This window comes from Nocardia sp. NPDC019395, assembly GCF_040632335.1.
Taxonomy (GTDB): domain Bacteria; phylum Actinomycetota; class Actinomycetes; order Mycobacteriales; family Mycobacteriaceae; genus Nocardia.
Map to the genome: position 1 here is coordinate 86,701 of NZ_JBEYBT010000012.1, position 13,923 is coordinate 100,623.

Genomic DNA, 13,923 nt, shown 5'->3' on the forward strand with positions numbered 1-13,923 from the left:
GCTACGGGACCAGTTCCCCGGACGCCCGCCGCGACACCTCGTCCGGCAACACCGTCGACCCGGGCGCACCGAGCCGGTAACGCGCACCCCGATGTTCGGGCGGTAACCGGTCGCCCCGCTCGAACAGCGCGTTGCGCAGCGTCCCCGGAACGTATTCGGCCGGGTAGGCACCACGTTCGGTGAGCACCGGGATCACATACCGGACAACATCTTCGAACGTCCCCGGTGTGATCGCGTAGGCGAGATTGAACCCGTCCACATCCGTATCCGCGACCCATTCCTGTAGCCGGTCCGCCACCGACTCGCCGGACCCGACGAAGACCGGGCCTATCCCGCCGATACCCGCCCACCGGCCGATATCGCGGACCGTCCACTCGCGGCCGTCGTCGTCGAATTCCTGGAACGCGGCCACCGCCGAACGGATAGCGTTGCTCTCGACCGCGCCGATCGGAGCGTCGAGGTCGTAACCGGACAGGTCGATCCCCATCCAGCCCGACATGAACACCAGCCCGCCCTCCACGCTGGCGTAGGACAGGTACTCCTCGTGCTTATGCCGCGCGGCCTCGTCGGTGGCATCGGTGACGATGGTCGCGAGGGCATAGATCCGTGCGGCGTAACGGTCGCGCCCAGCGGCTTCGAGTGCCTCCCGGATATTCGCCACGGTCTGCGTCAGTACCCGTTTGGAGGGGGCGGCCACGAAAATGGCCTCCGCGTTCTCCGCCGCGAAACGCACACCGCGCGGCGACGCCCCCGCCTGGTAGATCACCGGGGTCCGCTGCGGCGACGGTTCGGACAGATGCACGCCGGGAACGGTGAAATGCTTCCCCTCGTGGCCGATATGGTGCACTTTCGCCGGGTCCACGTAGATATTGCGCTCGGGATCGCGGACCACCGCGTCGTCCTCCCACGACCCTTCCCACAGCTTGTAGAGGACCTCCAGGTATTCGTCGGCCTGGTCGTACCGTTCGTCATGGTCCAACTGGTCGTCCGCGCCGAAATTGCGGGCGGCCGAAGGCAGATACCCGGTGACCACATTCCAGCCGACCCGCCCGCCGGTCAGGTGGTCCAGCGTGGACAGCCGGCGTGCGAACGGATACGGGTGCTCGAACCCGGAACCGGTGGTGATCCCGAAGCCGAGATTGCCGGTCACCGCGGCCATCGCCGAGACCAGCAGCAGCGGATCGGCCACCGGGATCTGCGCGCCCTGCCGCAGCGCCGCCCGATCGTCACCGCCGTAGACGTCATAGGTGCCGAGCACATCGGCGATAAAAAGTCCGTCGAACCGGCCCCGCTCGAGCAAGGTCGCCAGTTCGGTCCAGTAGCTCAGCTCCTTGTACCGGTGCGACCGGTCGTCGGGGTGGCGCCACAGTCCCGGCGACTGATGCGCGACACAGTTCATATCGAAAGCGTTGAAACGGATCCGGCGGGTCATCGTGCCGCTCCTTCCGGGCGCACGCCCGCGCTCCACGCGAACGGAAGCTGGGCGCCGTTGATCAGGTGGTCGCCGATGGCACGGGCCTTCTGGATGGCGGGGTTGTGCACCGAGATGGTGCGGGCGTTGCGCCAGTGCCGGTCCAGCCGCACCCCTTCCGCCACGATGGAAGCGCCACCTACCTCGAACAGTTGGGTGGTCGCCGCGAGCACCGTATCGATCACCCCGAGCTGCGCCTGCGCCGCGGCCAGTTCCACCTCGACCAGAGCGCTCTCCTCGTTCGCCCCGGCGATCAGCACGGCGTCGAGTACGTCGGCGACCGCGAGGACACTCGCGCGAGCACTGAAGGCCGCGGCCGACAACCGGCCGATCACCTGCTGGACCAGCGGGTCGTGGCGGGGAAGATCCGCGGCGGAATGGGTATACCCGCGGCGCCGCCCGGCGACCCACTCGCGGGTGTCCCGCTCGGCCCGCTGCGCGATCCCCGCCAGCACCGCGAGCTGCACCAGCTGCAGGTAGGCCGTCGAATACGTGGGTCCGGCGACACCGTAGCCCGGCCCCAGAATCCGGTCGGACGGTACCGCGACATCGGTGAACGCGGTGGTACCGCTGGCCGTGAGACGCTGACCGAAACCGTCCCAGTCGTCGTGCTGGCGCACCCCCTCCGCATCCGCGTCGACGAGTACCCCGACCCGCTCACCGTCGCGGTCCGCGGCAACCAGAATATGGTCGGCGTACAGCGATCCGGTGCTGTAGTACTTGGTGCCGTTGAGCAGCCAGCCATCACCACTCGGAGTGAGGCGCGTCTGATACCGGTCCACCGCGCCGACACCTGGTTCGGTGATCGCGTTCCCCACCAGCGTCCCCCGAGCCGCCGCCCGCAACCAATGCTCCCGGGGTGGCCCCGGCTCGGCCAACAGCTGATCCTCGACGAATACGAAATGCACCCGCAGAGCCTGCGGAATATTGGAATCGGCGGCCGCGAGTTCGATCAACTGCCGGAACAGCTGCCGCACGCTCACGCCGAACCCGCCGAATTCGACCGGCACCCGCAGGGCACCGAACCGTGCCTCGCGCAGCCGGCGGACTTCTTCGTGGGCGAGCCGGCGGTCGATCTCGCGGTCGACCGCGCCCGCGGCGATATCGGCGTAGATCGGCGCGAATACCGCGTCGAGCTCGGCATCGGAAACGGGTTTCGCTGCGGTGGAGGTCATCGGCCCACGATCACCGACAGCACGGGCACGCTCACCCGTTTGGCGCACCCAGATCGAAACACCCGGGTAAAAATCTGCCCGATCGGAACCGGTGACAGAGGGGCGCCGGCCGGTCAGGATCTACGGTCGGCCCGATCTTCGTCCGGGCGCAGTGGCCGGGTGCTCGGTGGCTCGCCGCAGGCAGGAGATCAGCCATCGAATCGACCGCCCCGACCTCGAAGGATTTCCGAATGAGCCTGTCGTTCCACTGGTTCCTGCCCACCTACGGGGATTCGCGCGGCCTGGTCGCCGGGGGTCACGGCACGGCCATGTCCGGTGACCGGCCGGCCTCGCTGCGCTACCTGAACCAGATCGCGGGCGCGGCCGAGGAGAACGGATTCGAGGCGGTTCTCACCCCGACCGGCGCTTGGTGCGAGGACGCCTGGCTCGCCACCGCCATGCTGGTGGAAACCACCGAAACCCTGAAGTTCCTGGTCGCGTTCCGGCCCGGACTGGTGAGCCCCACCCTCGCCGCCCAGATGTCCGGCACCTTCCAGCGGCATTCCCGCGGCCGGTTGTTACTGAATGTGGTGACCGGCGGCGAACCCCACGAACAGCGCGCGTTCGGCGATTTCCTGGACAAAGAACAGCGCTACGAACGCACCGGCGAATTCCTGCACATCGTGAAGAACCTCTGGGACTCCCGCGAACCCTTCACCTTCGAGGGCAAACACCTGCAGGTGGAGAAGGCCCTGTTGAACAACCACCCGGACCCGGTGCCACCGATCTTCTTCGGCGGTTCCTCGGCCGCGGCGGGACCGGTGGCCGCGAAGTACACCGATACCTATCTCACCTGGGGCGAACCGCTCATCGCGGTCGGTAAGAAACTGGACTGGATCCGCGGCCTGGCCGCCGAACAGAACCGGACCCTCGACTTCGGCATCCGCCTGCACGTGATCACCCGCGACACCTCCGAAGCGGCCTGGGCCGAGGCCGACCGCCTGCTCCAGGGCATAGACCCGGCGGATGTCGAACGCGTACAAGCCAATCTGGCCGCCAGCGAATCCGAGGGCCAGCGGCGTATGCGCGAACTGCACGGCGGCCGCACCGACCAGCTGGAGATCGCACCCAACCTGTGGGCGGGCGTCGGCCTGGTCCGCGGCGGCGCGGGCACCGCGCTGGTCGGTTCGCACGAGGAAGTCGCCGAACGGCTCATCGAGTACTCCCGCCTCGGCATCACCCATTTCATCCTCTCCGGCTACCCGCACGTCGAGGAGGCGTACTGGTTCGGCGAAGGGGTCCTGCCGATCCTGGAGAAGCGCGGCCTGTGGCGCCGATCGGTCGACCGCGCGGCCGCCCCCGTGGGCACGCCGTTCGCCACCGCTTCCACCAGCTGAGCCCGGCTTCCAGGAACCCGCTGGACGTAGCGCCGAAATCGGGCTGCGTTCAACAGGTGGGACCGCGGGACCCCGGCACCGGTCACCACCTACAAACCGAACCCTCTTCGAAACCACCGCGGCGAGCGGCGGCGGCGAGTAGCCGAACGAAGTGTCCGGACCCACGAACGACCCGAGGTGGCCTGCGAATCGCGCCGGAACTACCACCTCGGGCCGTCGACTGGCTGCCCACGGCATCCCGCCGCAGGCACGGATCAGAGCGAGCCGCCCCCACCGATCACCCAGGGGTTGAACGTGCACTGCAACGGCTGCGCGGGATCCAGAGTGTTCAGGATGATCGACAGCACCCGCGGCGAGTACATCATCGTCAGGTGGTCGGACAGATCCTGTTCACATCCGTCCTGGATCGTGAGGTTACGGACGGTCGCACCCGGTCCGGCGGTGAGGAAGGTCGAATCGTACGGGGTGGTGATCTCGTCGTATCGACTGCCGACCACCGTGTAATTCACTCCCGGCACCGTATCGCCACCGGCGTTCAGATTGTTGACGAAATTCGATCCGACCGTCTGCTGGATACCGGAGTGGCCCAGGAAGATCTCCACCAAGCCCAGCACATCGATACCGAAGTTGTTGATCGCCCGGCCCAGTGCGGCGATGCCGAGCAACGTGGTCCCGTGATTCGTGGCACCGAAGGTCATCAAATGATTCACCTTCGGCGCGCCACCCTCGAACTTCAGATACTGCCGCGATACCGCGCCGCCCTGGGAGTGACCGACGATATTGACCTTCTGCGCACCCGTCGCCGCCAGAACGCGATCCACGAAGCCCGCGATCTGCTTCGCCGAATCCTCGATATAGCCGGTGCCGTTGGCGCCGGGCAGCGCCGAGCCGACCCCACCACCCTGGATCGCGTTCGACCGGCCGTAGTTGAAGGTGAAAACGCAATGTCCGGCGTCGCGGATCGGCTGGGAGACGAACGCGAAGTTGTCGTAGGCGTTCTCCCAGGTGCCATGAATCAGCACAACCGGTTCGGGATGTTCGGCCGTCGGTTTGCAGTTCCAATCGTTCGAACCCGGCGGTGCCACATCAGGATTCAGCAGACTGTGACCGAAGGCCGCCAGGAACGCGGTGGCCGGCGGGCCGTAACCCACCGTATCCGAGGAATACCCGCCCGAGAGCCCGGAACTGGACCCGGAACCCCCGTAGCAGTCCCCGGAGCCGTTACCCGAGCCGGCACCGCTGCCCGAGTTGCACGCGGATCCCGAACCCGCGCTACCGGTATCGACGATCGGCTTCGCCGCCGGATCCTTCAATCCACCGGCGATCTCGTCCGCCAGCTGCTGCTCGGTCGGCGCCGGGGCCGGTTGGGCATTGACACCCACACCGGGCAACCCCAGCGCGAGAATCGCGGCACCGGCCACAACGGTGGTACGCAGTGAACCGCGGATGGCTGTTCGCTTCATCAGTTACCTTTCTGCGCACAGGTGGGGCCCGGTTCCCGCAGCGGCGAACCCATTTCCGCACCTGATGACAGCCGATGACGCTAGAGCCGATCACCCGGAATTTCGGCGATCGAAGGAATAGTCCGTAACAATCACCACAAGGTTTCCCCCCTCTCGGGACCATCCACAGCGGTTTACGCGTGCGGCCGGGTCCCTGATCATGCGCCCAGCGCACGCGGTCCGGGCGAGTACGACGGAGGCCAGAGCAGTCCGCCGCACAGCCTCGGCTTGCTCAGGCTCAGTTGTATGTGGGGGCCGGTACGTGCGCGACGCCCTCGCCGGCTCATCCCCGCATGCGCGGGGAGCACTGGCGTTCCGCGGCCGCCGCGCCGACCGAAGTATGGCTCATCCCCGCATGCGCGGGGAGCACACTTCCTGAACAGGCAGTTTGCTACCGGAAGTGTCGGTTTTCATTCACTTTCACACACCAATCTTCGTCAGTTTTTGGCCTGGCTCAATAGGCCGCAGAAACGAGCTATTCGACTGTCCGAACGAAGTATGGACCACAGGCAGCACCGATTACGCTCGCAACGTGACCACTTCGCAGCACAACGGCAGGACCGCACCCCGCGCGGCGGTCGCCGATGCGCTCCGTGAGGATATTCTCGCCGGGCGGCTGTCGCCCGGGGACCGGCTGCGCGAAGTCGATCTCGCCGAGCGTTTCGGTGTTTCGCGGATCCCGGTCCGGGAGGCCCTTTCGCAGTTGCAGAGCGAGGGTTTCGTCACGCTGGTGCGGTACCGGGGAGCGACCGTGTCGGCGCCGTCCGGATCCGCGGCCCGGGAGCTGGTGCAGATCCGGCGCGGACTGGAGGTGCTGGCCGCGCAGCTGGCCGCGCGCAACCGGGGCGGCGCCGCTGCCGAGGAGCTGGAGCGGGTGGTGGAGCTGGGCCGGTCGGCCGATCCCACGCACGACCACGATGAACTGCCGTCCTTGACGCTGCGTTTCCACACACTCGTGGCCGAGGCATCAGGTAATCAGCAGTTGCGCGGGATGCTGGAGCAGATCCTCGAGCGCGTGTCGTGGATATTCGGGCAGCGGCTGGATACCAGAACCAGGGTGTCGTGGAGCGATCACGCCGCGATAGCCCAGGCCATTCTCAACGGGGCCCCGATGCAGGCAGGCTACTTGATGGACGAGCACATCGCCCGGGACGAGGATCTGCTCGACGATATGGACGCCGACAGCGCGGCGGATTGAATACCTGTCGGCCTATAGGCCCGCCGGGATTCACCGATCGGTATCTGTGGCCGGTTGTTTCTGCGCGGCCCTCGGAGTACGCGGAACCGGCCTCCGCACTTCTGTGCTGTCGATCGTGGCGCAGTGCGCCGCGACCGAATCGACCAGGCGCGCACGAAACGAGCCAGGCTCAGCGGTGTGCACACCACCAGCCGCCGACAGGGCGTCGGGTAGCGCGGCGGCGAGTTCGCGTGTTCGGGCGATCAGTCGATCAGGATCAGTCCCGATGCCGCGGGCGAACTTCGCGACATGGTGGAGAGTGACTTCACCGAACCGGGCGCGGCCGCCGATCGGCATCGCGACCCGGGTGAGCGCCGACCTGGGTTCCGCTTCGTACGGCAGGGAGCTTGCCACGTCATAGCTCGGGGCGAGGACGACATCGAGACCGCTCAGGATCACCGAGTAATTCTTGGCGTGGGCATCGGGCGCACCGAGCAGGTACTGCGCGACGACGACGTCGGCGAAACGATCGACGTCCTGAGTTGTGGCCTCGCGGGTCAGTAACCGCGCGATCTCCGCGGCCGAGGGACCACCTTCGGATGCGTACTTCCGCTCGGGCCGCACCGCCAGCGCTTGGCACATATCTTCCTGATGCAGCCGGATGACCGTCCCGGCGGCACCCGGTAATCGGTCGTACCGCTCGACCACCAGCGCGGGGACACCGTCGAATTCGGTGAATTCCGTTACCGCGGAGCTGATCCCCAGGGCGGCCAACGCCCGCAGGCACAGGTGTTCGTTGAATGCCTGGTCAGCGAAGCGCGTTATTCCCGGCTTCACGATATGAGTACTGGCGGCGTTGCCGTGTGTATAGCCCCATCCGCCGTCGCTGGTGCGCGCGATCGCGAACTTCGACTGGGCGCCCGCCAGGCTCCAGCGTTCGTCGGAGCGAATCCACTGCTGCGGCGTCCGTCGCAAGGCTCGCAGCCGTTCTCCGATCTGGCCGTCGGTGACCGGCTCCACTCCACCGGGCCGGGTCAGCACCTCCTCGAGTTCCTCGGGCGTGGTGAGCTGGACAGCGCCGGCGCAATCACGACCGATCTGTTCCAGCAACTCGGTTGAGCTGCCGAGCCGCACCCCGAAGGCGCGGGCCAGACTTTCGCGAACGTTGGCGTCATCAGGCAGCAGGTTCATCAGCCAGGGGTCCGTGACCCGGTGGTCGTACGTTCGCGCGGCGGCCACCGGCATGGACAATGACAACGGAGTGACATCGGGATCTTCGGTGTAATCGTCGAGATACGTGAAGCGGGGGCGTCCGGCGGCGTGAGTGACCGCGCCGGCAACTCTGCCGCTCAGCAGAACGAGGAGGTCACTCATGATCGTCGACGTCGCGTGTTTCGGGCGCCTGGCCGTGGCGGATCCGGTTGATCAACTCCTGAACCGCCTGCCGGTCCTCTGAAGGAGCGACACGTTGCTTTCCGGGGACGGCCACCAGTCGCATACCCAAAGCGTCGGCGATCTGCAGGACACCAGCTATCTCGCTCCGCGAACTGCCTGCCTCGACTCGACTGACGAGCTGCCGGGAGACCCCGGCCAGTTCACCCAGTTGATGTTGAGTCAGTCCGGCCTCGATCCGCGCTTTGCGCAGGGCCGCACCCAGCTGCACAATCCGGCGATGCATTCGGGCCTGAGACATGAAGCCATGGTACCGCAACATAATCTTGCGTCATGGAACCATAACATGTGGCCCAATCATCGATATATATTGCGGCTCACCGTTGCGCATATACCCCGCGATCACAGGGTATTTTCTCGATAAACAAGGTCGGCACAGGCGAGCTCGATGCCATGGTTCCATAACACGAGAATCATGTTATGGAACCAGAACATATGCCTGAACCGACAGCACCCGCCACGCTTCCGTTCCGACCGGCTTCTCCCAGTTCCGATCCGACGAGTTCCGAAGATGTTTGTATACAAAGAAGAGCGGGGGGCGCTTATCTTCCTTTAGTTCACGGCGATGGAACGTTGAGCAACATCCAGGAAACGTTGTTTGTATACAACTTCTGGTGTTGCTTATTTCTTCTGCCCGAGGCCAGGTCCTATGTCCACCGACACCGCACCGACCCAGTCGCCGCCGCTGCCCCTCTGGCGCACAGCGCTTTTCGGTATCCAGCATGTGCTCGTCATGTACACCGGTTGTGTCGCGGTGCCGCTCGTCTTCGGCGCCGCCATGGGGCTGGACACCTCCACCATCGCGACCCTGGTGAACGCCGACCTGCTCGTCGCCGGCGTCATCACCCTCGTGCAGGCCCTCGGTATCGGGAAGCTGCTGGGTGCGCGGATGCCGGTGGTCGCGGGGGCGTCCTTCACCGCCGTGACGCCGATGATCCTGATCGGCCAGGAGTACGGGCTCTCCGCGGTGTACGGCGCGATGATCGCGGCCGGGATCTTCGGGGTGCTGGTCGCGGTGCCGTTCTCCAAGCTGGTGCGGTTCTTCCCGCCGATGGTGCGGGGCGCGGCGGTCACCATGATCGGGCTGTCGCTGATCGGGAAGGCGGTTTCGATGACCTTCGGCGATGAACCGGCCGGGGGTGCGCCGCTGGCGCTGGCCGCCGGGATGGTCGTGACGATCATCGTGCTGATGCGCTATGGGCGCGGTCTGATCGCGCAGTCGGCGGTGCTCATCGCCCTGGTTCTGGGCACCCTCGCCGCCGCCGCGTTCTCGCTCACCGATTTCAGTGCGGTGGGTGACGCCGGCTGGTTCGGCCTGCCCGACCCGTTCCTGTTCGGCACGCCGACCTTCCCCATCGCCGGGATCATCTCGATGTGCCTGGTGATGCTGGTGATCTTCACCGAATCCACCGCGTATCTGATGGCCACCGCCGATAACCTCGGTCAGCCGCTGGACTCGAAACAGCTGGCTCGCGGGCTGAGCGCCGACGGCGCCTCGGCGGTGCTGGGCGGATTCCTGACCTCCTTCCCGGACACGATCTTCGCCCAGAACGTCAGCCTGGTGCGGATGACCGGGGTCGCGAGCCGGGGCGCTGTCGCGGTGGCCGGTGGGCTACTGGTGGCGCTGGGGCTGGTGCCGAAGATGGGCGAAGTGGTCGCCAATCTGCCGGGCCCGGTGATCGGCTCGGTGAGTCTGGTCATGTTCGCCACGGTCGCCGGGGTCGGGATCTCGACCCTCGCGCGGGTGGACTACTCCCGTAACGACAACCTGCTGGTGGTGTCGCTGGCCATGGGGATCGGGATGATCCCGGTGGTCGCGCCGGAGGTATACGAGGGGCTGCCGTCCTCGGTCCGGATCATCGCCGGCGGCGCGATCACCAGCACGGTCATCGTGGCGTTCGTCCTCAACCTCCTGTTCAACCATCTCACCCCGACCCGCGCCCCGAAGGAGATCGCCGGATGACCGGTATCGCCCTGCTGACCGTGCCCACCACCGACCCCGGCGATACCCGCCCCTTCGACATCCTCGCCGAAAACGGCCACAGTGCAGACGATCTCGTATCGGTGATCGGAAAAACCGAGGGCAACGGCTGCGTCAACGATTTCAGCCGCACACTGGCTGCCGCGATCTGGGAACCGCGTATCCCGGCGTCCGCGGTAACCGTGTTCTCCGGCGGTACCGAGGGAGTGCTGAGCCCGCATGTGAACCTCTTCGTCCGCGACGACCGCCGGCACGCCGGATTCGACCGCGGCCTGGTCGCGGCGGCACGGCGCAGCCGGGTTCTCGAACCGGTGGAGATCGGCCGGGAAGCCCAGGTGGACACGGTCGCCGAGACGGTCGGGAAACTGCTCGCCGAACTCGGCGTCACGCCCGCGGATGTGCATCTGGTGCTGGTGAAATGCCCGCTGCTGACCTCCGACACCATCGCCGCCCTGCACGCTGCCGGTGCGGTGCCGGTCGCCACCGACACCTACGCGTCGATGGGGCATTCGCGCGCGGCCAGCTCGCTCGGGATCGCGGTCGCGCTCGGTGAATGCGACCGGGAGACGGCGTTGCGCGCCCTCGCCGGCGACGCCGACGTCTGGTCGGCGCGCGCATCCGCCAGCTCCGGAGCCGAATTGGACGACTGCCACATCCTGGTGGTCGCCGAAAGCCCCACCGCGGCCAACCCGTTGCGTGCGGTGCACGGTCATATGGCCGATGCGATCGACCTGGCCGCCGTGCAACAGCTCTTGTCCCAGGTCGCGGACGCCGGCGGGACAGTCCGCCAGATCTTCGCCAAAGCCGAGGCAGACCCGCAGGGCGCGATCCGCGGATTCCGGCACACCATGCTCACCGATTCCGATATCAACGCCACCCGCCATGCCCGCGGCGCCGTCGGCGGCCTGCTCGCCGCGCTCAAGGGTGACGGCGCGGTCTACGTCTCGGGCGGCGCCGAGCACCAGGGTCCGCCGGGCGGCGGCAGCATCACCGTGATCTACGAACTCCCCGACCCCGAACGGACCGGCGCATGAGCACCACTACCGTCACCGAACCCGAGAACACCTGGGAGATAGAGGAATACGAGACCACCCCGGTGCCCGCGGACCGCAGGCGCGGCCTCGGCTCGATATCGGCGGTGTGGTTCGGCTTCCCGATGGTGCTGACCTGCGCCATCTTCGGCGGGCTGATCGTGTACTCGCTGGGCTTCTGGCTCGGCCTGCTCGCCATCGCCGTGGGCAATATCTGCATGATGCTCTACGTCGGCGCGCTCAGTGTGATCGCCGGGCGCACGGGCAAGAACTTCGCGCTCACCGCCACCGAAACGTTCGGCAAGGTCGGCGCCTTCCTGCCCTCGGCGTTCCTGGCGACCATCGTCATCGGCTGGTTCGCCTTCCAGACCGGTATGGCCGGGGCGATCCTGCACGACACCCTCGGCTGGCACGAACAGTTCACCGCGCTGGTCGCGGGCATCGCGTTCATCGGCGTCACGCTGCTGGGGATCCGGGCGCTGTCGGCGATCGGTATGGTCGCCGCCCCGGTCTATATCGTGCTCGGGCTCGTCGCGATCGGGCTGGCCGTCGCAGACGGAGGTGGCTCCCCCACCTCGTATCAGAGCAGTGCGGGCGCGGCGGCGATGAGCTTCGGCGCCGCGGTCACCCTGGTGATCGCCTCGTTCGTCGACTCCGGCACCATGACCGCTGATTTCACCCGCTGGTCCCGTAACGGCCGCGAGGCGTTCCTCGCCGCGGCGTCGGCATTCCCGGTGGGCAATTCGATCGCGCTGGTGATCGGCGGACTGGTCGTGGCTCTGGGTGGCAGTGCCGATCCCGCTACGGATGGCGGTAACTTCCTCGGTCTGCTGGTCGACCACGGCGGCCTGCTGGTGCCGCTGGCGGTGGCGTTCGTATTCATCAATCTGGGATCGGTATGCGCGCACTGCCTCTACAACGGCGCGGTCGGCTGGAGTCAGCTCTCCGGCGGCCGGATGCGACGCCTGACTCTGATCCTCGGCACGATCGGCGTGCTGCTCGCGGTAGCGGGTATCTGGTCATATTTCGAGCAGTGGCTGAACCTGCTGGGCGTGATCGTGCCGCCGATCGGCGCGGTGGTCATTCTCGACCAGTTGGTCCTTCCCCGTTACGGTTTCGGCCCCGGTGAACGCCGCGCCCGCTGGCACTGGCCGGCGTTCGCCGCCTGGGCCGGTGGCGCTGCCGCCGCCATGCTCACCCACCATTTCGCCCCCTGGCTGTCCGACGCCGTCATCGGCTTCGTGGCCGCCGCGCTCATCCTCACCCTCTGCGCGACCCTCACCGCGCGACGCGACAAGGAGATCCCCGCATGAACCCCGCCACCGTGGACGCCACCCCCTACACCTGGCCCTTCGACGGCCCCATCGACCCGGCACACACCGCACTGCTGCTGATCGACTGGCAGACCGATTTCTGCGGACCGGGCGGCTACGTCGACCAGATGGGTTACGACCTGAACCTCACCCGCGCCGGACTGGAACCCACCGCGCGGGTCCTCGCAGCGGCCCGCGAACTCGGTCTCACCGTTATCCATACCCGGGAAGGCCACCGCCCCGACCTGTCCGATCTGCCCGCGAACAAGCGCTGGCGATCGGCCCAGGTGGGTGCGGAGATCGGCAGTGTCGGCCCGTGCGGGCGCATTCTGGTACGGGGCGAACCCGGCTGGGAAATCGTGCCCGAGGTCGCTCCGATCCCCGGCGAACCGGTCGTCGACAAGCCCGGTAAGGGCGCCTTCTACGCCACCGACCTCGACCTGCTGCTGCGCAGTGCCGGAATCACCCACATCATCCTCACCGGTATCACCACCGATGTCTGCGTGCACACCACGATGCGCGAGGCCAACGATCGCGGTTACGAATGCCTGGTGCTCTCAGACTGCACCGGCGCCACCGAGCAGAAACATCACGAAGCCGCCCTGAGCATGGTCACCATGCAGGGCGGGATCTTCGGCGCTGTCGCGACCTCCGACCAGCTGCTGGCCGCGCTGGGAAAGCAGACCGTCACCGCATGAGGGTCGTCCTGATCCACGGCGTGGCCACGGACAGCCGGGTGTGGGCGGCCACGGTCGCCGCACTCGGCCCGTCTGTGGAGGTCGCCTGCCCCGACCGGCCCCAATCCGGGGATATGGACACCGAAATCGCCGCCCTCGCACCGCTGTGCGAGCAGGCGTTCGTCATCGGGGTCAGCGGGGGCGCCACCCTGGGACTGGAAATGGCCTCGCGGGGTGTGCATTTCACGGGCGCCCTGCTACACGAGCCCGCGGCCGGATCGCTCGCCCCCGGCTTGCTCGATGACGTCGCCCGGGCGTTCGAGCGCGACGGTGTGCCCGGTTTCGGCTGCGCCCTCTACGGCGCCGGCTGGGGACCGGATCTCACCACCGCCTCCCGGGATACGGTCGCCCGTGAGCTGGCGATGTTCCGCGCATTCGAACCACAACCGGTCGGCCCCTCGGCTGACCGGATCACCCTGACTGTGGGCGAAAGGTCGTCGCCGGCGCGGCATCGATCCGTAGAGTCCCTCGCCGCCGCTCTCGGCACAAAACGACGAGTGCTACCCGGTGTCGGTCACGCGGTCCACCTCGAGGACCCCGAGCAACTCACAGCTCCGGTTCAGACCCTCCAGGCGGATCCGGTCAACGCAGTCACGACCACCATCTACTACTAGATTCGTTCGTTCGAAAGTTACAGATTCCATAGTGAATCACCTACTGCTCACCCTGCCATCTGTGCTACAGATCCGCGTATGAGCCCTCGTGCGC

At 66.9% G+C, this 13,923-nt stretch carries 12 protein-coding genes; 7 read left to right on the forward strand and 5 right to left on the reverse strand.

What is annotated here, in order from left to right; all coding sequences use genetic code 11:
• Position 1: 1 nt before the first annotated feature.
• Positions 2-1,432, reverse strand: coding sequence for an LLM class flavin-dependent oxidoreductase (locus ABZ827_RS23295; RefSeq protein WP_357240214.1), 1,431 nt, complete (start codon positions 1,430-1,432; stop codon positions 2-4).
• Complete coding sequence (locus ABZ827_RS23300; RefSeq protein ID WP_357240217.1) at positions 1,429-2,646, reverse strand: acyl-CoA dehydrogenase family protein; 1,218 nt, start codon at positions 2,644-2,646, stop codon at positions 1,429-1,431. The genes ABZ827_RS23295 and ABZ827_RS23300 overlap by 4 nt, the downstream gene beginning before the upstream one ends.
• A gap of 230 nt (positions 2,647-2,876) precedes the next feature.
• On the opposite strand from ABZ827_RS23300, the gene ABZ827_RS23305 reads away from it, so the two are divergent.
• The gene (locus tag ABZ827_RS23305) at positions 2,877-4,022 is read left to right on the forward strand and encodes an LLM class flavin-dependent oxidoreductase (RefSeq protein WP_357240220.1); all 1,146 of its coding nucleotides are present in this window, start codon (positions 2,877-2,879) and stop codon (positions 4,020-4,022) included.
• 254 nt (positions 4,023-4,276) lie between these two features.
• Here the strand turns inward: ABZ827_RS23305 and ABZ827_RS23310 are convergent, their stop codons facing one another.
• A complete protein-coding gene (locus ABZ827_RS23310) occupies positions 4,277-5,485 on the reverse strand; it encodes an alpha/beta fold hydrolase (RefSeq protein ID WP_357240223.1) in 1,209 nt (402 codons plus the stop codon).
• Positions 5,486-6,056: 571 nt separating this feature from the next.
• Between ABZ827_RS23310 and ABZ827_RS23315 the strand changes: the two genes are divergently transcribed.
• Positions 6,057-6,722, forward strand: a complete 666-nt coding sequence (locus tag ABZ827_RS23315; protein ID WP_357240226.1) for a GntR family transcriptional regulator — start codon at positions 6,057-6,059, stop codon at positions 6,720-6,722.
• A 30-nt stretch (positions 6,723-6,752) separates the two neighbouring features.
• On the opposite strand, the gene ABZ827_RS23320 is transcribed toward ABZ827_RS23315, so the two are convergent.
• Complete coding sequence (locus tag ABZ827_RS23320) at positions 6,753-8,075, reverse strand: type II toxin-antitoxin system HipA family toxin (RefSeq protein ID WP_357240229.1); 1,323 nt, start codon at positions 8,073-8,075, stop codon at positions 6,753-6,755.
• The gene (locus ABZ827_RS23325) at positions 8,068-8,394 is read right to left on the reverse strand and encodes a helix-turn-helix domain-containing protein (RefSeq protein WP_357240232.1); all 327 of its coding nucleotides are present in this window, start codon (positions 8,392-8,394) and stop codon (positions 8,068-8,070) included. Before ABZ827_RS23325 ends, ABZ827_RS23320 begins: the two co-directional genes overlap by 8 nt.
• A gap of 408 nt (positions 8,395-8,802) precedes the next feature.
• Between ABZ827_RS23325 and ABZ827_RS23330 the strand changes: the two genes are divergently transcribed.
• Genes ABZ827_RS23330 through ABZ827_RS23350 form a run of 5 tightly spaced genes read left to right on the forward strand, consistent with a single transcriptional unit; the run spans position 8,803 to position 13,829 of the window.
• Positions 8,803-10,116 (forward strand): nucleobase:cation symporter-2 family protein, encoded by a 1,314-nt coding sequence (locus ABZ827_RS23330; RefSeq protein ID WP_357240235.1) that lies wholly within the window; start codon positions 8,803-8,805, stop codon positions 10,114-10,116.
• Complete coding sequence (locus tag ABZ827_RS23335) at positions 10,113-11,168, forward strand: ring-opening amidohydrolase (RefSeq protein ID WP_357240238.1); 1,056 nt, start codon at positions 10,113-10,115, stop codon at positions 11,166-11,168. Before ABZ827_RS23330 ends, ABZ827_RS23335 begins: the two co-directional genes overlap by 4 nt.
• Complete coding sequence (locus tag ABZ827_RS23340) at positions 11,165-12,478, forward strand: cytosine permease (RefSeq protein ID WP_357240240.1); 1,314 nt, start codon at positions 11,165-11,167, stop codon at positions 12,476-12,478. Before ABZ827_RS23335 ends, ABZ827_RS23340 begins: the two co-directional genes overlap by 4 nt.
• Positions 12,475-13,176, forward strand: coding sequence for an isochorismatase family cysteine hydrolase (locus ABZ827_RS23345; protein WP_357240243.1), 702 nt, complete (start codon positions 12,475-12,477; stop codon positions 13,174-13,176). The genes ABZ827_RS23340 and ABZ827_RS23345 overlap by 4 nt, the downstream gene beginning before the upstream one ends.
• A complete protein-coding gene (locus ABZ827_RS23350) occupies positions 13,173-13,829 on the forward strand; it encodes an alpha/beta hydrolase (RefSeq protein ID WP_357240245.1) in 657 nt (218 codons plus the stop codon). The genes ABZ827_RS23345 and ABZ827_RS23350 overlap by 4 nt, the downstream gene beginning before the upstream one ends.
• Positions 13,830-13,923 lie beyond the last annotated feature (94 nt).

What these genes read in the sequence shown, in the direction of transcription:
- ABZ827_RS23305 (WP_357240220.1), top strand. Translation starts at nt 2,877, where the DNA reads ATGAGCCTGTCGTTCCACTGGTTCCTGCCCACCTACGGGGATTCGCGC.
- ABZ827_RS23325 (WP_357240232.1), bottom strand. Translation starts at nt 8,394, where the DNA reads ATGTCTCAGGCCCGAATGCATCGCCGGATTGTGCAGCTGGGTGCGGCC.
- ABZ827_RS23310 (WP_357240223.1), bottom strand. Translation starts at nt 5,485, where the DNA reads ATGAAGCGAACAGCCATCCGCGGTTCACTGCGTACCACCGTTGTGGCC.
- ABZ827_RS23340 (WP_357240240.1), top strand. Translation starts at nt 11,165, where the DNA reads ATGAGCACCACTACCGTCACCGAACCCGAGAACACCTGGGAGATAGAG.
- ABZ827_RS23350 (WP_357240245.1), top strand. Translation starts at nt 13,173, where the DNA reads ATGAGGGTCGTCCTGATCCACGGCGTGGCCACGGACAGCCGGGTGTGG.
- ABZ827_RS23345 (WP_357240243.1), top strand. Translation starts at nt 12,475, where the DNA reads ATGAACCCCGCCACCGTGGACGCCACCCCCTACACCTGGCCCTTCGAC.
- ABZ827_RS23320 (WP_357240229.1), bottom strand. Translation starts at nt 8,075, where the DNA reads ATGAGTGACCTCCTCGTTCTGCTGAGCGGCAGAGTTGCCGGCGCGGTC.
- ABZ827_RS23330 (WP_357240235.1), top strand. Translation starts at nt 8,803, where the DNA reads ATGTCCACCGACACCGCACCGACCCAGTCGCCGCCGCTGCCCCTCTGG.
- ABZ827_RS23335 (WP_357240238.1), top strand. Translation starts at nt 10,113, where the DNA reads ATGACCGGTATCGCCCTGCTGACCGTGCCCACCACCGACCCCGGCGAT.
- ABZ827_RS23300 (WP_357240217.1), bottom strand. Translation starts at nt 2,646, where the DNA reads ATGACCTCCACCGCAGCGAAACCCGTTTCCGATGCCGAGCTCGACGCG.
- ABZ827_RS23295 (WP_357240214.1), bottom strand. Translation starts at nt 1,432, where the DNA reads ATGACCCGCCGGATCCGTTTCAACGCTTTCGATATGAACTGTGTCGCG.